General features: G+C 57.8%; 19 protein-coding genes. 11 read left to right on the top strand and 8 right to left on the bottom strand.

Annotated elements, in window-relative coordinates:
* Positions 1-54: 54 nt before the first annotated feature.
* On the top strand, positions 55-1,392 hold the full coding sequence (gene dinF / locus V8N38_RS23175; RefSeq protein WP_147840689.1) for an MATE family efflux transporter DinF: 1,338 nt from the start codon (positions 55-57) through the stop codon (positions 1,390-1,392).
* A 315-nt stretch (positions 1,393-1,707) separates the two neighbouring features.
* Entirely contained in the window at positions 1,708-1,917 is a 210-nt protein-coding gene (locus V8N38_RS23170) for a CsbD family protein (RefSeq protein WP_004936743.1), read from the top strand.
* 102 nt (positions 1,918-2,019) lie between these two features.
* Here the strand turns inward: V8N38_RS23170 and zur are convergent, their stop codons facing one another.
* The 4 genes from zur to V8N38_RS23150 all read right to left on the bottom strand — a co-directional run bounded on the left by zur (position 2,020) and on the right by V8N38_RS23150 (position 5,742).
* Positions 2,020-2,532, bottom strand: coding sequence for a zinc uptake transcriptional repressor Zur (zur, locus tag V8N38_RS23165; protein WP_015379223.1), 513 nt, complete (start codon positions 2,530-2,532; stop codon positions 2,020-2,022).
* A 541-nt stretch (positions 2,533-3,073) separates the two neighbouring features.
* On the bottom strand, positions 3,074-4,084 hold the full coding sequence (locus V8N38_RS23160) for an acyltransferase family protein (RefSeq protein WP_147840690.1): 1,011 nt from the start codon (positions 4,082-4,084) through the stop codon (positions 3,074-3,076).
* A gap of 560 nt (positions 4,085-4,644) precedes the next feature.
* Complete coding sequence (locus V8N38_RS23155) at positions 4,645-5,190, bottom strand: RNA polymerase sigma factor (RefSeq protein ID WP_147840691.1); 546 nt, start codon at positions 5,188-5,190, stop codon at positions 4,645-4,647.
* An 18-nt stretch (positions 5,191-5,208) separates the two neighbouring features.
* On the bottom strand, positions 5,209-5,742 hold the full coding sequence (locus V8N38_RS23150; RefSeq protein WP_147840692.1) for a tetratricopeptide repeat protein: 534 nt from the start codon (positions 5,740-5,742) through the stop codon (positions 5,209-5,211).
* A gap of 202 nt (positions 5,743-5,944) precedes the next feature.
* On the opposite strand from V8N38_RS23150, the gene dusA reads away from it, so the two are divergent.
* Entirely contained in the window at positions 5,945-6,955 is a 1,011-nt protein-coding gene (gene dusA, locus V8N38_RS23145; RefSeq protein ID WP_147840693.1) for a tRNA dihydrouridine(20/20a) synthase DusA, read from the top strand.
* A 157-nt stretch (positions 6,956-7,112) separates the two neighbouring features.
* Positions 7,113-7,331, top strand: coding sequence for an envelope stress response protein PspG (gene pspG, locus V8N38_RS23140; RefSeq protein ID WP_025304448.1), 219 nt, complete (start codon positions 7,113-7,115; stop codon positions 7,329-7,331).
* A gap of 301 nt (positions 7,332-7,632) precedes the next feature.
* Here the strand turns inward: pspG and V8N38_RS23135 are convergent, their stop codons facing one another.
* Complete coding sequence (locus V8N38_RS23135) at positions 7,633-8,616, bottom strand: quinone oxidoreductase (RefSeq protein WP_060425029.1); 984 nt, start codon at positions 8,614-8,616, stop codon at positions 7,633-7,635.
* Between the two features lie 167 nt (positions 8,617-8,783).
* Between V8N38_RS23135 and dnaB the strand changes: the two genes are divergently transcribed.
* Complete coding sequence (dnaB, locus tag V8N38_RS23130) at positions 8,784-10,208, top strand: replicative DNA helicase (RefSeq protein ID WP_025160134.1); 1,425 nt, start codon at positions 8,784-8,786, stop codon at positions 10,206-10,208.
* Between the two features lie 17 nt (positions 10,209-10,225).
* Positions 10,226-11,305, top strand: a complete 1,080-nt coding sequence (gene alr, locus V8N38_RS23125) for an alanine racemase (protein WP_060425158.1) — start codon at positions 10,226-10,228, stop codon at positions 11,303-11,305.
* A 44-nt stretch (positions 11,306-11,349) separates the two neighbouring features.
* Here alr and V8N38_RS23120 read toward each other — a convergent pair whose 3' ends face one another.
* Positions 11,350-12,117, bottom strand: coding sequence for a transporter substrate-binding domain-containing protein (locus tag V8N38_RS23120; RefSeq protein WP_060425160.1), 768 nt, complete (start codon positions 12,115-12,117; stop codon positions 11,350-11,352).
* Positions 12,118-12,332: 215 nt separating this feature from the next.
* Here V8N38_RS23120 and V8N38_RS23115 point away from each other — a divergent pair, with 215 nt between their 5' ends.
* The 5 genes from V8N38_RS23115 to maa all read left to right on the top strand — a co-directional run bounded on the left by V8N38_RS23115 (position 12,333) and on the right by maa (position 15,691).
* On the top strand, positions 12,333-12,806 hold the full coding sequence (locus V8N38_RS23115; RefSeq protein ID WP_049201491.1) for an Lrp/AsnC family transcriptional regulator: 474 nt from the start codon (positions 12,333-12,335) through the stop codon (positions 12,804-12,806).
* An 80-nt stretch (positions 12,807-12,886) separates the two neighbouring features.
* A complete protein-coding gene (locus V8N38_RS23110) occupies positions 12,887-14,080 on the top strand; it encodes an amino acid aminotransferase (protein ID WP_087762597.1) in 1,194 nt (397 codons plus the stop codon).
* 126 nt (positions 14,081-14,206) lie between these two features.
* Positions 14,207-14,623 (top strand): secondary thiamine-phosphate synthase enzyme YjbQ, encoded by a 417-nt coding sequence (locus tag V8N38_RS23105; RefSeq protein ID WP_004936779.1) that lies wholly within the window; start codon positions 14,207-14,209, stop codon positions 14,621-14,623.
* Positions 14,624-14,627: 4 nt separating this feature from the next.
* On the top strand, positions 14,628-14,981 hold the full coding sequence (locus V8N38_RS23100; protein ID WP_038874311.1) for an MmcQ/YjbR family DNA-binding protein: 354 nt from the start codon (positions 14,628-14,630) through the stop codon (positions 14,979-14,981).
* A 152-nt stretch (positions 14,982-15,133) separates the two neighbouring features.
* Positions 15,134-15,691: a maltose O-acetyltransferase gene (maa, locus tag V8N38_RS23095; protein WP_049201487.1), complete on the top strand. Its 558-nt coding sequence runs from the start codon at positions 15,134-15,136 to the stop codon at positions 15,689-15,691.
* A gap of 15 nt (positions 15,692-15,706) precedes the next feature.
* On the opposite strand, the gene V8N38_RS23090 is transcribed toward maa, so the two are convergent.
* Complete coding sequence (locus V8N38_RS23090; protein WP_187181588.1) at positions 15,707-16,504, bottom strand: M48 family metallopeptidase; 798 nt, start codon at positions 16,502-16,504, stop codon at positions 15,707-15,709.
* Between the two features lie 236 nt (positions 16,505-16,740).
* Positions 16,741-17,547 carry a MipA/OmpV family protein gene (locus tag V8N38_RS23085; RefSeq protein WP_230200995.1) on the bottom strand — a complete coding sequence of 269 codons (807 nt, stop codon included), beginning with the start codon at positions 17,545-17,547 and terminating at the stop codon, positions 16,741-16,743.
* Between the last annotated feature and the right edge of the window lie 8 nt (positions 17,548-17,555).

Here is a 17,555-nt window from a genome sequence, read left to right as displayed (position 1 = left end):
GGGCGTTTTTGTTTCTGACCTTGCCCTTCGCCACTGCTACGGGAACATCTCATCATGCGCTTGATTTCCGCCTTCACCAGCGACACCGATAAAGCCCTGTGGCGCCTGGCTCTGCCGATGATTTTCTCCAATATCACCGTACCGCTGCTCGGGCTGGTGGACACCGCGGTGATCGGCCACCTCGACAGCCCGATCTACCTGGGGGGCGTCGCGATCGGCGCGGTGGCGACCAGCTTCCTGTTCATGCTGCTGTTGTTCCTGCGCATGAGCACCACCGGCCTGGCGGCGCAGGCGCTGGGGGCACAGAACCCGCAGGCGCTGGCGCGCGCCTTTATGCAGCCGCTTCTGCTGGCGCTGCTGGCCGGGGTGGCGATCGTCCTGTTGCGCTATCCGCTGATCGAACTGGCGCTGCGGATCGTCGGTGGCAATGGCGAGGTGCTGGAACAGGCGCGGCGTTTTCTTGAGATCCGTTGGCTGAGCGCGCCGGCGGCGCTGGCTAATCTGGTGCTGCTGGGCTGGCTGCTCGGCGTGCAGTATGTGCGTGCGCCGGTGATCCTGCTGATTGTCGGCAACCTGCTGAACATCGTGCTGGATATCTGGCTGGTGATGGGCCTGGGCTGGAACGTGCGAGGGGCGGCGGCGGCAACCGCCATCGCCGAATACGCCACGCTGCTGCTCGGCCTGTGGCTGGCGTGGCGGGTGATGTGCCTGCGCGGTATCACCCTGCCGATGCTGCGCCAGGCCTGGCGTGGCGATCTGCGTCGGCTGCTGGCGCTTAACCGCGACATCATGTTGCGTTCATTGCTGCTGCAGCTGTGCTTTGCATCGCTGACCATCTTCGGTGCTCGCCTGGGAAGCGACGTGGTGGCGGTCAACGCGGTATTGATGAATCTGCTGACGTTCACCGCCTATGCGCTCGACGGCTTCGCTTATGCGGTGGAAGCCCATTCGGGCCACGCCTACGGTGCCCGGGACGACAGCCAGCTGCGCAAGGTGTGGCACGCGGCCTGCAGGCAGGCAGGGCTGGTCGCGCTGGCCTTCGCCCTGGCGTATGCCGTTACCGGCCAGCAGATCGTGGCGGCGTTGACCTCCTTGCCGGAGCTGCGTGCGTTGGCCGCCCACTATTTACCGTGGCAGGTCATCCTGCCGCTGGTCGGGGTGTGGTGCTATTTGCTGGACGGCATGTTTATCGGTGCCACGCGCGGTGCCGAGATGCGCAACAGCATGGCGGTGGCTGCGGCGGGATACGGTCTGGCGCTGTTCAGCGTGCCGCTGCTTGGCAACCACGGACTCTGGCTGGCGCTGGCGGTGTTTCTGGCGCTGCGCGGTCTGGCACTGGGCTGGATTTGGCACCGCCATCAGGTGCGCGGCAGCTGGTTTGCCGCACGCTAAACCGCACGCCTTGTTGGGTTAATTATTAATTTTTCTTATGTTTTTATTCATGTTTGCTTACATGTTTTCAGCCTGGTTTTGCCCGGCTTAGTTTGTTGTTTGTTGGCGTTTTTTATGTTTATTTCATTTCTTAATGGTTTTTTATTCTGTCATATGGCTTTTTTATTTCCATGTTTAACTATAATGAATCATGTGGCTGGCGAATGAAGGGGAGAGATATTCCTTAAGGTGAAGGGCATATCGGCCAGAAAAATTTCTGGTTAACCCCGGCCGGCGACAGGGATCACTGATTCACCACAGGTTAACGGAGAGACTATGAATAAAGATCAAGCCGACGGTAACTGGAAGCAGCTTAAAGGCAAAGTGAAGGAAAAATGGGGCAAGCTGACCGATGACGATCTGACGGTCATCGAAGGGAAACGCGAACAGCTGGTCGGCAAAATCCAGGAGCGCTACGGTTACCAGAAAGAGGCGGCCGAGAAAGAGGTGAAAGCCTGGGAAGATCACACCAAACACCGCTGGTAATTTGCAGGGCCGCCATTGAAGGCGGCTTGCCCAACTCAGGCCGGCGTCGCTCTCATCCTCTGGCGCCCCGGCCGCAGGTACAGGGAGGTACCTGACTTCGTCTTACTTCTTCTTGATGGCGATGCTGTGATCGTGTTCGGCGCAGTCATGCTTGCTGTCGCACGCCTCAACCTCCACGCAGCCGGCGCACAGGCCGTGCGCTTCCACCACGCTGTGCCGCAGCGCAAATCCGGCTTCCTGCGCCAGCTTCTGCAGCGTTTCCTCTACGCCTTCGGTAGTGCGTTCGGTCACCTGGCCGCAGCGGTCGCAGATAAACAGTGCGGACGTGTGCATCGGCTGTTCGAAGTGGTGGCACAGCACGTAGCTGTTGGCGGACTCCACTCTATGGATAAACCCTTGCTCCAGCAGAAAATCCAGCGCGCGATAGACCGTCGGCGGCTTGGCTTGCGGTTCGGCGACGCGCAGCAGATCGAGCAGGTCATAAGCGCTGATTGCACCGGGTTGCTGAGTCATCAGACGCAGCACTTCCAGCCGTTGCGGCGTCAATCGCACATTGCGTTGTTGGCAGAGGCGTTCCGCCTGCGCCAGCAGCTTTTCCTGGGTGGTTGAGTTCATCGCAAATATCCCGGTACGTAAAAAAGCCGATTTTACCATGATTACGGCGAATCGCCGAGAGTTGCCCCCTTTTCCCCTGAGGATTGCGCAGGGAAAGGCGCGCTGAGTGCGCTAAAAGAGAGATGCATCACAACTTTTTCCCTCCACCGGGCGGCAAATCAACGTTGCCGATTTTAGCGCTGGAGAGCCGCTGGCGAGAGCGGTATAACGCGCTTCACCCGCGTGACGAACAGGAGCCTTGTGTGATGACGGACCTGGAGTACGACAGCGCGATGAAGAACTGGTCTCTATGTGTGGCAAGATGTGGACAAAATTGGTGATAGAGGATTTTTCGCGCAGGGGTCTAGTAATAATTATTTAAACGTGCAGTGACAGATTTATTAATAATATTCTTATTGGGTGTATTGCTTATTGTGATCTTTTTTGTCTTTTTTTGAGAGGGGTTAATGTTGGCTGTGTTTATGGGGCGTGAGACTGAGGGATGTGCTAATAAAGATGATAGCCACTTAATTTAAGTGGCTATCAATCATTTTTATGTCAGTTAACGATGTATTCTTTTTTCTATTTTTTCATACAGGAATATACCCAGAGTTGCAGAGGCGAATATTGTTATTAAACCTGCTAACAGACATATCCACATACTTGATGTGTTTTTGGTTATAATCCCGTAAGCCAGAACTATAAATGAGTGACTCAAATATATTGTGTATGAAGCATCACCAATTTTTAAGAGGCTTTTCCTTCCCTGGTCAATCGGCAAGATAAAAATCAGTATCAATATACTTAACACGTAATCTATAATAACTGGTTTGTCAATGTAGGTTGCTATTAGTATAAGTAGGGTTGCAATTACCCACAGGGTATGGTTTTTTGTTTTTGTCAATAATTTGGTTATAACATCTTGGTTCTTTTCTAATAATATCCCTGCAACGAAAAGCAAAAGTAGCCAATTTGAGAAGAATATATTTAATTCGCTCAATGGGAATAGGTTTAATTGTGAAATCACTACTAATGCCGAAAAGAACACGAGTAGTAACATTGGCATGATTTTTTTATTTATTCCTAACATTATAAAAAATGCAAATGTTATATAAAAAAACATTTCGTATCTTAATGTCCACGCTTGAGTCAAGACTGGTGGCGTTATTTTATCATCAGTTACACCATAAGGTATTAGGATGTATGAACATATTATTTGAGAAAGGCTATAGTGGTGGGAGCGCATAGCTAGGCCAATAGCCCATAGCGCAATAAATATTGAAAGATATATCCAATATAAAGGATATATCCTCTTTATCCTTTTTTGTATAAATATCTTAGCATATGAAATGTCGAAATTTTTATTTTTTGTCGTATAGGACATTATATAACCACTAATGGCAAAGAAAACATATACGCCTATATTTCCCATGTTGATTGTTTTCTTTAACATTGTATCAATAAAGTCAATACCTGTAGACTGGTAGAGTGAGAATTGCGTTACAGTATGGTCTATGACGACAAGCATTGCTGCTATCGCCCTAGCGTACTGTAATGATTCTAATTTCTTCATGATTGCCTTTTTAATGGTTACGGTTAGTGATTTCAAGCGCTTGAGTTAACAACCTGATTTTCATCCTGAAAACTTGATTCTAACTCAGATTATACAGTAATTTTATCTTGCTAAGAGCTCCCTTGATTAAAGTGTGCCGTTGCATTCTCAATGGATTAGTTAACTATCAATAATGACTGCTCTGATGTTTAATAGTGTTAAATAATTTAATTTTGAGTATTTTTTCTTGAACGAAATTTATTAACTAAAGTTAAGCGAAAATATATATGTGCTTGTATTAGTCATTAAATAATGGCTGGATATAAATAAATAGCAAAGATAGTAAAGTAGTGAATGTAAATTTTCCAGCTTTTTCTTTGTTTTAGGAATAACCTTAACTTTATCTTTTGGCGGTGATAAGGCAATAGTGTCAGAATATTTACAATGGTAAAGGTAACCGGTTCTAGGCATTGTTACCTTGTGGTTCTTTGGGCAACGAACAATAAGCCTCGCTAGTGAAGCCGTGCCGGGTTATCCGCACGTTGGAATAGGGCGTTCAACACGGATCGGCGGCCTGCGGTTTATCGGCGAGTGCGGGGCAAGGGGGAAGGATGGCTCTCCTTACGGTGCGAATCGTCGGTTTGCCGCTGTCGGTCATCGGCCAATGCCAGGCGTGCGGCCGCCAGGCGGCTCATAACGGTGCCGAGCGGCACCGCCAGCACGTTCGCCGCTTCTCGGTAGGACAGCCCTTCGACATACACCAGAAACAGCGCGTTGCGCTGAGCCGGTGGCAGCCGGCTGATGCGCCGCATCACTTCATTGAGCCAGACCGGCTGTTCACCGTTGTCCGCATCGCCAAGCTCTTCCGCCGCCATGCAGCCTTGCCCTTGGCGAAGATGCTGGGCGCGAACTTCATTGAGCCAGATGGAGTGCAAGATGGAAAATAACCAGCGATCCAGGTGTGAACCGGGGGTGAATTGCGCAGCGCGCTCCAGCGCACGCACGCAGGTCGCTTGCACCAGATCGTCGGCAATGTCCCGCCGGTGCGAGAGCACCAGCGCGTAGCGCCACAGGCGGGAGAGATAGTGGCCGAGTTCATCGCGTATCGCATCGCCGCTGATAGTCACCTCCGCAGGCGTGTCGGATCAAGATTCCGGTTGGTGATCGATGGCCGCCGCCAGATCGCGGTACTCCTCGCATCCGGTGCCGCACAGCGACTGAATCACCTGCAGCTGCTGGCGTGCCAGATCGGGCCGGCCTTTCTGCATATAGGCTTCCCCCAGGTACTCGCGCACTTTAGGGTATTTCGGATTGAGGGCGACTGATTTTAAATAATAGCCGATCCCCTCATCGGTGCGGCCAAGTTTGCGCGTGGCGTAGCCGCGGTAATTCAGCGCAACGGCGGTGTTGGGATCTTTCAGCGTGTTGAGCACATCGAGCGCTTCCTGATAGCGGCCGCTTTTTGCCAATGCATAGGCGTAATTGGTGCGGTCGGCGTCGCCGACTCTGCCGCCTTTATCCACCATGCAGGTCTGGGTTTTGCTGTCGTAGACCTGCCCTTTCGGACAGGTAGGCGGGGTTTGATTGCTGCCGTCGCCACCCATCGCCAGCGCTGCACCGGAAAACAGCAGACAGCCGGCAATGGTCGATGCCAGCAGACGTTTAATGAAGCTGTTCATGGTCGTGTCCTCAAGGCAGAGGCGCCGTGCGCGCCCGTAATGAGATAACACCTGAACGAGCGGGTTTATTCGCTTTATCCCCGCTTATTTTTGCCGGCGGCAAGCGGGTTTTCCCAACGGCGCCGATTGTCGTTATAATAGCCGTTTGCGGCCGCGCGCCGTTCGTTAAACCCAGACAGACTCAGGTAGCCAGTAACTCAGCATGACGAAAGACAACCACGCCCCAACCTACGCCGCCAATCGTTTCTCCATCGCGCCGATGCTCGACTGGACCGATCGTCATTGCCGTTACTTCCACCGCCTGCTGACCAAGGAAACGCTGCTGTACACCGAAATGGTGACCACCGGCGCGATCATTCACGGCAAGGGCGACTACCTGGCCTACAGCGAAGAAGAGCACCCGGTGGCGCTGCAGCTGGGCGGCAGCGATCCGGCCGCGCTGGCGCACTGCTCCAAACTGGCGGAGCAGCGCGGTTACGACGAGATTAACCTCAACGTCGGCTGCCCGTCCGATCGCGTGCAAAACGGCATGTTCGGCGCCTGTTTGATGGGGCAGGCGACGCTGGTCGCCGACTGCATCAAGGCGATGCGCGACGTGGTGTCGATCCCGGTGACGGTGAAGACCCGCATCGGCATCGACGATCAGGACAGCTACGCCTTCCTGTGCGACTTTATCCAAACCGTCGCCGGGCGCGGCGAGTGCGACATGTTCACCATCCACGCGCGCAAGGCCTGGCTCTCCGGCCTCAGCCCGAAAGAGAACCGCGAAGTGCCGCCGCTGGACTACCCGCGCGTTTATCAGCTGAAGCGGGATTTCCCGGCGCTGACCATCGCCATCAACGGCGGGGTGAAAACGCTGGAAGAGGCGCAGCAGCATCTGCAGCATCTGGACGGCGTGATGATGGGGCGCGAGGCGTACCAGAATCCGGGCATCCTGGCGCAGGTCGACAGCGAACTGTTCGGCGCGCAGACCGCAGTGCCGGACAGCGTGGCGATCGTCGAAGCGCTGTATCCGTATATCGAGCGCGAGCTGTCCAACGGCACCTATCTCGGCCACATCACCCGCCACATCCTCGGTTTGTTCCAGGGCGTGCCGGGCGCGCGCCAGTGGCGTCGCCACCTGAGCGAGAACGCCCACAAGCCGGGTGCCGATGTGCGGGTGGTGGAGCAGGCGCTGGCGCTGGTGCGTCAGCCGCGTGTGGAAATGGCGTAACCCACAAAATTTTTGACCAACAGTTAGTCTTTTTCACCAGGCATTCGGCGCGTTGCCGGATGCCTGCCCCATCTTTTCAATAGGTTAGCCCTTCCGCCATTCTGGCACGCTTCTTGTAATTCCCTCAGCAGATACGTTGTATTGCAAAGGAGCAATCATGTTGGAAATCTTCTTTCTCATTGGCTTTGTGGTGATGCTGATGGTGACCGGCATCTCGCTGCTGGGGATCTTCGCTGCGCTGTTGGTGGCGGCGGCGTTCATGCTGTTGGGCGGGTTGTTCGCGGTGGTCATCAAGCTGCTGCCGTGGCTGATTTTGGCGGTCGTCGGGGTATGGATTTACCGGTCGATGCAGAAACCGCAGGCCAGACGTTACTGATTTTTTGCTGAATAATCAGTCAGTCGCGATGAAACTTGCACAACTTGCCGCCCCGCTAATGCGGCAGCGATCACAGCTTGGCAGTTTTGCCGCGCGATGTGGCACATAAAGCGTGTTTTTTGCCGGACGGGGCTGTTAGGATGTTTGTCGATGCAGTGATGCGACCGATTTCATCACCGTGAGAGACAACCAAAATTCGTGTTGCTGAAGCAACCCCCCTGTCTCTGGCGGACTCTGCTCTACCCCTACAAAACGCAGTAACAGAAAGGGCTCCGTAAGGAGCCCTTTTCTTTTGCGGCAATTAGGGGATCAGCAGGCTGGAGCCGCTGGTGCCGCGGCTTTCCAGCACTTGGTGCGCCCGCTGGGCGTCGGCCAGCGCAAATTTCTGCTCGTCTTTCACCTCCACCCGAATGGCGCCGCTGCCGATCAGCGAGAACAGCTCGTTGCTGGCGTACTGCAGCTCGGCGCGGTTGGTGATGTAGCCGTTAAGGGAAGGGCGGGTGACGTACAGTGAGCCCTTCTGATTCAGCAGTGCCAGATCGACGCCGGTCACCGGGCCGGAGGCGTTGCCGAAGCTGACCATCAGGCCGCGCCGTTTCAGGCTGTTGAGCGAGGCCTGCCAGGTGCTTTGCCCCACCGAATCGTACACCACGCCAACCTTCTCGCCGTGAGTCAGCTCGGCCACCCGCTGGGCGATATCCTCTTTGTGGTAGTTGATGGTGGCCCAGGCGCCGGCCTGTTTCGCCAGCGCGGCCTTTTCGTCGGAGCCGACGCTGCCGATCAGGCGCGCGCCCAGCGCTTTGGCCCATTGGCAGGCGATCAGCCCAACCCCGCCGGCGGCGGCATGGAACAGGAACACTTCACCCGGCTGCACGTCGTGGGTCTGGCGCAGCAGGTAGTGCACCGTCAGCCCTTTGAGGAAAGAAGCGGCGCCCTGCTCAAAGCTGAGGTTGTGCGGCAGCAGCGCCACTTTTTCTTCCGGCACGTTGTGGACTTCGCTGTAGGCGCCGAGCGACGACTGCGCATACACCACCCGGTCGCCCGGTTTGATCGCGCTGACGCCGGCGCCAACCTTGACCACCACGCCGGCCGCCTCGGTGCCGAGGCCGCTCGGCAGGCTCGCCGGGGCGTACAGCCCGCTGCGCACATAGGTGTCGATGTAGTTGATGCCGATCGCCTTGTTCTCGATCTGCACTTCGCCGGCGGCGGGATCGAGCGGTGTAAAATCAACGTATTGCAAGACTTCCGGCCCGCCGGTGGCGGAAAACTGAATGCGCTTGGCCATATCGTTACCTCGTTTGAGTGTCTGATTTCACCCTATTCTTTTTAGTATCGGAGATCCAGTTCACCCGTGCGGGATTCAATACCTTTTTTGCATCGGTTATGACGCAAAAATCACGTATACTCTCGCGTCAAGATCCTTCATTCGCAACCGGATAAAGACTACGTTTCATGGCAGGAAAAAAACCAACCAACAAAACAAACGCGGACGAAACCAGAGAGCGTTCCAGAGATCGTCAGATGGAAGGGCTGAAGATGCCGCCGCACTCGCTGGAGGCCGAGCAGTCGGTGTTGGGCGGTTTGATGCTGGATAACGAGCGCTGGGACAACGTGGCGGAGCGCGTGGTCGCCAACGACTTCTTCAGCCGCCCGCATCGCCTGATCTTTACCGAGATGCAGCGTCTGCTGGAGATGAGCAAGCCTATCGACCTCATCACCCTGTCCGAATCGCTGGAGCAGAAAGGCGAGCTGGATTCGGTCGGCGGCTTCGCCTACCTGGCCGAGCTGTCGAAAAACACCCCGAGCGCCGCCAACATCGGCGCCTACGCCGACATCGTGCGCGAGCGCGCGGTGGTGCGCGAGATGATCTCGGTGGCTAACGAGATCGCCGACGCCGGCTACGATCCGCAGGGGCGCAGCAGCGAAGACCTGCTCGATCTGGCGGAATCTCGCGTATTCCAAATCGCCGAGAACCGCGCCAGCAAAGACGAAGGCCCGAAGGGCATCGAGCGCATCCTGGAAGACACCGTATCGCGTATCGAGCAGCTGTATCAGCAGCCGCACGACGGCGTGACCGGGGTCGATACCGGCTATCAGGACCTCAACAAGAAAACTGCGGGCATGCAAAAGTCCGATCTGATCATCGTCGCCGCCCGTCCATCGATGGGGAAAACCACCTTCGCCATGAACCTGTGCGAAAACGCCGCGATGACCCAGGAAAAACCGGTGCTGATCTTCAGCCTGGAGATGCCCGGCGAACAGATCATGATGCGTATGCTGGCGTCGCTGTCGCGCGTGGATCAGACGCGCATCCGTACCGGCCAGCTCGACGACGAGGACTGGGCGCGCATTTCCAGCACCATGGGTATCCTGCTGGAAAAGCGCAACATGTACATCGACGACTCCTCCGGCCTGACGCCGACCGAAGTGCGCTCTCGCGCGCGGCGCATTTTCCGCGAGCACGACGGGCTTAGCCTCATCATGATCGACTACCTGCAGCTGATGCGCGTGCCGGCCCTGTCCGACAACCGTACGCTGGAGATCGCTGAGATTTCGCGCTCGCTGAAGGCGCTGGCGAAAGAGCTGCAGGTGCCGGTAGTGGCGTTGTCGCAGCTGAACCGAAGCCTGGAGCAGCGCGCCGATAAGCGCCCGGTCAACTCCGACCTGCGTGAATCCGGCTCTATCGAGCAGGATGCCGACCTGATTATGTTCATCTATCGTGATGAGGTGTATCACGAGAACAGCGATCTGAAAGGGATCGCGGAAATTATTATCGGTAAGCAGCGTAACGGCCCGATCGGCACCGTGCGCCTTACCTTTAACGGCCAGTGGTCGCGTTTCGACAACTACGCGGGGCCACAATACGATGACGAATAATCAGCTAAGGAACTGAAATGAAAGCGGCAACCGCTGTAATCGACCGCCGCGCTCTGCGACATAATCTGCAACAGGTGCGCCGCCAGGCGCCGCAAAGCCGCCTGATTGCCGTTGTGAAAGCAAACGCTTATGGACATGGCCTGCTGGAAACAGCACACACCCTGCAAGACGCCGACTGCTACGGCGTGGCGCGCATCGGCGAAGCGCTGATGCTGCGTTCCGGCGGCATCGTCAAACCGATCCTGCTGCTGGAAGGCTTCTTCAGTGCCGAAGATCTGCCGGTGCTGGTGGCGAACAACATCGAAACCGCGGTGCACAGCATCGAACAGCTCGAAGCGCTGGAGCAGGCCGAGCTGGCGCGTCCGGTGCCGGTGTGGATGAAGCTCGATACCGGCATGCATCGGCTGGGGGTGCGCCCCGAACACGCGGAGGCGTTTTATCAGCGCCTGTGCGCCTGCCGCAACGTGGCGCAGCCGGTCAATATCATGAGTCACTTCAGCCGCGCCGACGAGCCGGAATCCGACACCACGTTGAAACAGATCGCCTGCTTCGAGCAGTTCGCGCGCGGCAAACCGGGCCAGCGCTCGGTCGCCGCGTCCGGCGGCACGCTGCTGTGGCCGGACGCCCACAACGAGTGGGTACGCCCCGGTATTATTTTGTACGGCGTGTCGCCGCTGGATAACGGCAGCGGCGCCGAGCATGGGCTGCAGCCGGCGATGACGCTGAAGTCCAGCCTGATCGCGGTGCGCGAGCACAAGGCCGGCGAAGCGGTCGGCTACGGCGGCACCTGGGTCAGCCCGCGCGATACCCGGCTGGGCGTGGTGGCGATGGGGTACGGCGACGGCTACCCGCGCAGCGCGCCGACCGGTACGCCGATCCTGATCAACGGCCGCGAAGTGCCGATCGTCGGCCGGGTGTCGATGGACATGATTTCGGTCGATCTCGGGCCGGCCGCCGCCGATAAGGTGGGGGATGAAGCGGTTCTGTGGGGGCCGGCGCTGCCGGTCGAGCGCATCGCCGTCTGCACCGGCATCAGTGCCTACGAGCTGATCACCAAGCTCACGCAGCGCGTGGCGATGGAATACATCGGCGACTGAAACGCCGCAGGGGCCGACGCGCGTCGGCCCCGTTTCTCAGCGGGTTACTTCTTTACCGCCAACCACTTATCGATAATCTTCTGATATTCGCCGGTCGCCTTGGCCAGGTGCAGCCACTGATCCACATACAGTTTCCAGCTCAGATCGTCGCGCGGCAGCATGTAAGCCTTCTCGCCGTACTGCATCGGTTTGGTCGGATTCACCGCGCACAGCTTCGGATAGCGCTTCTGCTGGTACAGCGCCTCGGAGGCGTCGGTGATCATCACGTCTGCCTTGCGGTCCACCAACTGCTGGAAAATGCTCATGTTGTCGTGCGTGAGCGTCAGTTTGGCCTTTGGCAGATAGGCGTGCACGAAGGCTTCGTTGGTGCCGCCCGCCGGTTCCAACAGACGCACCGACGGTTTGTTGATCTGCTCGAGAGTGCGGTATTTCTTCACGTCGGTGCAGCGCACCAGCGGGATTTTGCCGTCGGTATCCAGCTTGTCGGCGAAGAACACCTGCTTTTGCCGCTCCAGCGTGACGGAGATACCGCCCATCGCAATGTCGCACTTGCCGGAGGTGAAGTCCGGCGTCAGGGTTTTCCAGCTGGTCTTCACCCACTTCACTTTCGCGCCCAGGCTCTTGGCCAGCGATTCCGCCATGTCGATATCGATGCCTTCATAGCTGCCGTCTTCCTTGAGGAAGGTATAGGGCTTGTAGTCGCCGGTGGTGCAGACCTCCAGGGTCTTTTGCTGCAGCACCTTATCCAGGTGGGATTGCGCGCCGGCGCTGCCGGCGGCGAGCAGCAGCGCGAGAGGGAGTAACTTTTTCATCTGGCGTCCTTTTTATACATTCGTGGTTTTATGCGTTACTTCGCCGTTAATTGTCGTTTGCCTGCATGAGTTAGCCGTTTTTTATGCCGCTTACCGGCGAAAACGCCGGGCGTTGCTGCTGTACGCGATTTAAGCGCCAGGGTGTGACGTCGGCAACGGTAAAAAAACTGGTAGGCTGTAACGTCAACATTTATTAACACAGTTTACAGGTGGCTATGTACAACATTGACGATTTTGATATGAAAATCCTGACGCTGTTACAGGCCAACGGCCGTCTGACCAATCAGGAGCTGAGCGAGCTGGTGGGGCTCTCCGCCTCCCAGTGTTCGCGGCGGCGCATCAGCCTGGAGCAGGCGCAGCTGATCCGCGGCTACCACGCGCGGCTGGCGCCGGAGGCGGTCGGCCTGGGGCTGGTGGGGCTGATCGAAGTCAGCCTGATCACGCACGCCCAAGAGCAGATCGACAGCTTTCATCAGATGCTGGAGGAGGTGGATGCGATCCTCGACGCTTACAAGACCACCGGCGACGCCGATTACCTGCTGAAAGTGGCGGTGGCGGACCTGCCGGCGCTGAGCGAATTCATCAGCCAGACGCTGTCGCCGCACAAAAGCGTGGCGCATATCAAAACGGCGGTGGTGCTCAATCGCATCAAGGAAAACGGTTTATTGCCGGTGGCGCGAGAAAGCTAAAACCGAATGCGGTTTTCCGTCTATATTAGGAACGTAACGCTGTGCCCAAACCACAATAAATAAACCAGGAGAAAAACCCCGTGTTCCAGAACGTTGACGCCTATGCCGGCGATCCCATTCTGTCGCTGATGGAAAAATTCAAACAAGACCCGCGCGCGCACAAGGTGAACCTGAGTATCGGCCTGTACTACGATGCGCAGGGCATCATTCCGCAGATGCGGGCGGTCGCCGCGGCGGAGGCGCAGTTGAACAGCGTCGAGCACGGCGCCTCGGTATACCTGCCGATGGAAGGGCTGCAACCCTACCGTTCCGCCATCCAGCATCTGCTGTTCGGCGCGCAGCACCCGATGCTGCAGCAGGGGCGCATCGCCACCATTCAGACCGTCGGCGGTTCCGGCGCGTTGAAAGTGGGCGCCGATTTCCTGAAAAGCTACTTCCCGGATTCGCAGGTGTGGGTCAGCGATCCGACCTGGGAAAACCACGTCGCCATCTTCAGCGGCGCCGGTTTCAAGGTGAATACCTACCCGTATTTCGACAGCGAAAGCCTGGGCGTGAAGTTCGACGCCATGCTCGCCGCGCTGAAACAGCTGCCGAAGCACAGCATCGCGCTGCTGCACCCGTGCTGCCACAACCCGACCGGTTCCGACCTGACTCCTGCCCAGTGGGATGAGGTGGTCAAGGTGATCGCCGAGCGTGAAATCATTCCGTTCCTCGACATCGCCTACCAGGGCTTCGGCGGCGGCATGGAGCAGGACGCCTACGCCATTCGCGCCATCGCGGCGGCCGGCCTGCCGTGCCTGGTGAGCAACTCGTTCTCGAAGATCTTCTCGCTGTATGGCGAGCGCGTCGGCGGCCTGTCGGTGGTGTGCGAAAGCGAAGAGGCGGCCGGGCGCGTGCTGGGCCAGTTGAAGGCCACCGTGCGCCGCAACTACTCGAGCCCGCCGAATTTCGGCGCGCAGCTGGTGGCCAAGGTGCTGAACGACGCCCAGCTGAAAAACCAATGGCTGGACGAAGTGGAGAGCATGCGCACCCGCATTCTCGAGATGCGTCACGCGCTGGTGGACACCCTGAAGAGCGCGCTGCCGCAGCGCAACTTCGATTACCTGCTGGCGCAGCGCGGCATGTTCAGCTATACCGGCTTCAGCGCGGCGCAGGTCGATCGCCTGCGTGAAGAGTTCGGCGTCTACCTGATCCACAGCGGCCGCATGTGCGTGGCTGGCCTGAACCACAACAACGTGCGTCAGGTGGCCGAGGCGTTTGCCGCGGTGCAGTAACGTCTGTTAGCCTGAACGGACGTTCATCGGGGAGCGATAGCGATATCGCTCCTTTTTTATTGCCGGCGCGCCGCCGAAGTTGCCGCAAACCGGAGAGAGAATATACTGATTGAGGGGCGCTCACTCATGTGGCATCAGCAAACGCTAATCCTCAGCGCAAAAGCGCGTGGCTTTCATCTGGTTACCGACGAGATCGTCAACCAGTTAACCCACTTACACCGCCTGCAAACCGGCCTGCTGCATCTGTTGCTGCAGCATACCTCGGCCTCGCTGACGCTCAACGAGAACTGCGATCCCACGGTGCGAGCCGATATGGAGCAGCATTTCCTGCGTCAGGTACCGGAAAACGCACCCTATCAGCATGACTACGAAGGGCCGGACGACATGCCGGCGCACATCAAATCCTCGCTGCTGGGCGCGTCCTTGACGCTGCCCGTCAGGCACGGGCGGCTGATGTTGGGCACATGGCAGGGCATCTGGCTGGGGGAGCACCGCATCCACGGCGGAGCACGCCGTATTGTGGCCACATTACAGGGGGAGTAACCCAATGAATAACAGCGCATTGCTGGAGTACTGCATGGCGAAGCCGGGCGCGGAGCAAAGCGACCAAAACCAGTGGCAGGCCAGTCAGATCAAGGTAGGCGACGTGATGTTCGCCATGGTGTGCGAGGTCGAAGGGCGGCCGGCGCTGGCGGTCAAGTCCAGCCCGGAGCTGGCGGAAAGCCTGCGTGAACACCATCCTGAGATCGTCGCCTGCGCCGGCCTGAACAAGGCGCACTGGAACACGGTGTTTCTCGACGGCAACCTGCCGAACTCGCAGTTTTACACGCTGATCGACAGCTCCTATCAGCTGGTGGTGGAAGGCCTGCCCGAACACGTGCGCCAGGAACTGCGCGCCTGATTGCCGGGCGGCGCCGCCGCCCGTTTTTCTCCTGTTTTTTCGTGTCAAAGCGTGATCGTGATTTTAAATTGGGAACGTTCCCTTTTTGTCGTCAGGCAAAAGCGGCTACGCTTGGGGCATTCAAGAAACGCGGATAACATAAGGAGGCCGACATGGCCATCAGCGAAGAAAAGCGCAAGATGATCGCCGGGGAGCTGTACGACGCCGGCGATGACCTGCTGCGCAGCGAGCGTCGGCGCGCGCGCCAGCTGACGCATCGCTATAACCACTCCTCGCCGGAAGAGGGCGAACTGCGTAAACAGTGGCTGGGTGAGCTGCTGGGCGGCTATCAGGGCGGCACCATCGAGCCGACCTTCCGCTGCGACTATGGCTATAACATTTATCTCGGCAAGAACTTCTACGCCAATTTCGACTGCGTGATCCTCGACGTGTGCGAGGTGCATATCGGCGACAACTGCCTGCTGGCGCCGGGCGTGCATATTTACACCGCGACCCATCCGCTGGACGCTGAGACCCGCGTCGGCGGCGCGGAGTTCGGTAAGCCGGTCAAGATTGGCGACAACGTATGGATTGGCGGACGCGCGGTGATCAATCCGGGCGTGACCATCGGCGACAATGCGGTCGTGGCCTCCGGCGCGGTGGTGACCAAAGACGTGCCGGCCAACTGCGTGGTGGGCGGCAACCCCGCGCGGGTGCTGAAAACGCTGTAGGCCCGGCGGGGCGGATTAAAACATGCTGCCGTGGCGCTCGAAGCCGTGCATCTCAATGTCTTTGAGCGCCTTGAAGCGTTTGACCATCACCGCATGATCCGACAGCAGGTTGCTGATGCGGACAAACAGCTCCTTGTTCTCTTCTTCGCACTGTTCCAGCCAGGCCTGCGGGTTCACGCCGTGCTGCATCCAGGGGCCGACGGCCAGCAGCCGCACCGTGTCGGCGTAATTCGGGCAGACGGCGAGCGCCACGCGGTCTGCGGAATACTCCTGTGCGCGGGTGGTCGCCAGGCCGGGCAGCACCAGCGATTGCGGTACGACGCCGATCGCCAGGCGCCACAGCGACACGTGGCGCAGCTTATGGTGGGCCAGCTCGTGCGCCAGAACGAACTCCACGATCTCCGGCGCGGTGGGCATCAGCATGGCGATTTCAGCGTGGATCACCACATAGCGCTGACGGCGGTTGCATTCCAGCGCGAAGGCGTTGACCACGCCGTTGCCGTTGGTCAGGTAGAGCTTCGGCAGCGTCTTGAGCTCCAGGCGGCGGCCAATATCCTGATACAGCGCGAACAGCTCGGGAAATTGTGCCGGCCCGACGCGCAAGGCGTTGGATTTCGCCTGGGCGGCGAGATAGAAACGATAAATATAGAAAGCGATAGGGATCAGCGGTAATAAGGCGAACAGGCTGAGCGTATCCAATGTTTCTTTGGCTTCCGTGCCTAATCCCAGCATCGTCTCGTCCGAGGACGCGACGATAGCGGCGATGCCAAATAAAAAACCGAGAAGCGTTATTATCGCCGATAGCCAGATCATGGGCATTTCCCAGCGGTGGCGAAATGCCGTGAAGTTACGACATTCTGTCGAATGATGTTGGCACATAAAATATCCTTAATAAGGGAGAGCAACGCCAGATATTGTCAGGTAAATATGGCATGGTTTAATTATCCGCCTGTTTACCTCACAATTCGTTAAGCTATGGTTTATTTTTTCACCGTCGCGTTATGGCGTTATCTGACGGGCGTACGCGCTCACTCTCATTGGGTAAAACGTCAGAAGCTGTAGCTGGCGCTGGTGAAGGCCATACCCGACGTGGTTTTTTCGACGATAGGGCTGTCGGCCGCGTCGCCCAGCAGACGGGTCACGCCGACCCCGGCCTGGAAGGCCACGTTCGGTCGCCATTGGTAATTGAGCGCGGCGGTGAGGGTCGCGTCCTTGAAGCCGCTGCCCGGCCGATAAGCGCTGAAAGCGCTGCGCTGTGCCTGCTGCGACGTCACGCCGAAATAGCCGCGCTGATAGCCGCTGTTGGCCCAGGTGGTGGAAAGGTTGCCGATCAACGTCAGCTGTTCGCTGAGTGGATATTGCCCGGTGAGCCCGGTTTCCACATAGGCCGTGTGGCCCAGTTCTTCCCCGCCGTAGCTGCGCTTGCGCGTTGCCTGCATGCCTTTTACGTAGGCGCGGAAGGGATCGAGTTGGTAGCTCAGTTCGGCGCCGGCCTCCAGTGCGCCACCCAGCTTGCCCATGCCCTTGAGTCGTGTGTTGCGCCCGCGCAAGGTTCTGATTTCCTCGTCACGGCCGGCGTCATAGTTGAGCAATAACGCGATGCCGACGGGGCCGGCAAGCGGGAATTGCCAGCGTGCCCCCTCGCTGCCTGCGCTGAGCTCCCCCCAGCTGGCGTTTTGATAGCCGGCATTCACCTGATACAAGGGTTCAATGCTGTAAAAAGAAGAGCCTTCATAGGCGGGGGCGACGGCAAGGCCGCCGGCGAGCGTTAAAGAGGCCTCGCCGTCCTGCGCCTGAGCGGCGAAAGGAAACAGAAATAACAGTGCGGCGACAGAGGTTCCCAGTTTAGTATCCACGTTAAACA

This window comes from Serratia nevei, from assembly GCF_037948395.1.
In the GTDB taxonomy this organism is placed as follows: Bacteria; Pseudomonadota; Gammaproteobacteria; order Enterobacterales; family Enterobacteriaceae; genus Serratia; species Serratia nevei.
Note: the sequence above shows the minus strand (reverse complement) of the source record. Positions and strands in the feature narration are given on the sequence as shown.

What these genes read in the sequence shown, in the direction of transcription:
- dinF (WP_147840689.1), top strand. Translation starts at nt 55, where the DNA reads ATGCGCTTGATTTCCGCCTTCACCAGCGACACCGATAAAGCCCTGTGG.
- V8N38_RS23160 (WP_147840690.1), bottom strand. Translation starts at nt 4,084, where the DNA reads ATGAAGAAATTAGAATCATTACAGTACGCTAGGGCGATAGCAGCAATG.
- pspG (WP_025304448.1), top strand. Translation starts at nt 7,113, where the DNA reads ATGTTGGAAATCTTCTTTCTCATTGGCTTTGTGGTGATGCTGATGGTG.
- maa (WP_049201487.1), top strand. Translation starts at nt 15,134, where the DNA reads ATGGCCATCAGCGAAGAAAAGCGCAAGATGATCGCCGGGGAGCTGTAC.
- dnaB (WP_025160134.1), top strand. Translation starts at nt 8,784, where the DNA reads ATGGCAGGAAAAAAACCAACCAACAAAACAAACGCGGACGAAACCAGA.
- V8N38_RS23150 (WP_147840692.1), bottom strand. Translation starts at nt 5,742, where the DNA reads ATGAACAGCTTCATTAAACGTCTGCTGGCATCGACCATTGCCGGCTGT.
- V8N38_RS23100 (WP_038874311.1), top strand. Translation starts at nt 14,628, where the DNA reads ATGAATAACAGCGCATTGCTGGAGTACTGCATGGCGAAGCCGGGCGCG.
- V8N38_RS23135 (WP_060425029.1), bottom strand. Translation starts at nt 8,616, where the DNA reads ATGGCCAAGCGCATTCAGTTTTCCGCCACCGGCGGGCCGGAAGTCTTG.
- dusA (WP_147840693.1), top strand. Translation starts at nt 5,945, where the DNA reads ATGACGAAAGACAACCACGCCCCAACCTACGCCGCCAATCGTTTCTCC.
- V8N38_RS23120 (WP_060425160.1), bottom strand. Translation starts at nt 12,117, where the DNA reads ATGAAAAAGTTACTCCCTCTCGCGCTGCTGCTCGCCGCCGGCAGCGCC.
- zur (WP_015379223.1), bottom strand. Translation starts at nt 2,532, where the DNA reads ATGAACTCAACCACCCAGGAAAAGCTGCTGGCGCAGGCGGAACGCCTC.
- V8N38_RS23105 (WP_004936779.1), top strand. Translation starts at nt 14,207, where the DNA reads ATGTGGCATCAGCAAACGCTAATCCTCAGCGCAAAAGCGCGTGGCTTT.
- V8N38_RS23090 (WP_187181588.1), bottom strand. Translation starts at nt 16,504, where the DNA reads ATGATCTGGCTATCGGCGATAATAACGCTTCTCGGTTTTTTATTTGGC.
- V8N38_RS23170 (WP_004936743.1), top strand. Translation starts at nt 1,708, where the DNA reads ATGAATAAAGATCAAGCCGACGGTAACTGGAAGCAGCTTAAAGGCAAA.
- alr (WP_060425158.1), top strand. Translation starts at nt 10,226, where the DNA reads ATGAAAGCGGCAACCGCTGTAATCGACCGCCGCGCTCTGCGACATAAT.
- V8N38_RS23115 (WP_049201491.1), top strand. Translation starts at nt 12,333, where the DNA reads ATGTACAACATTGACGATTTTGATATGAAAATCCTGACGCTGTTACAG.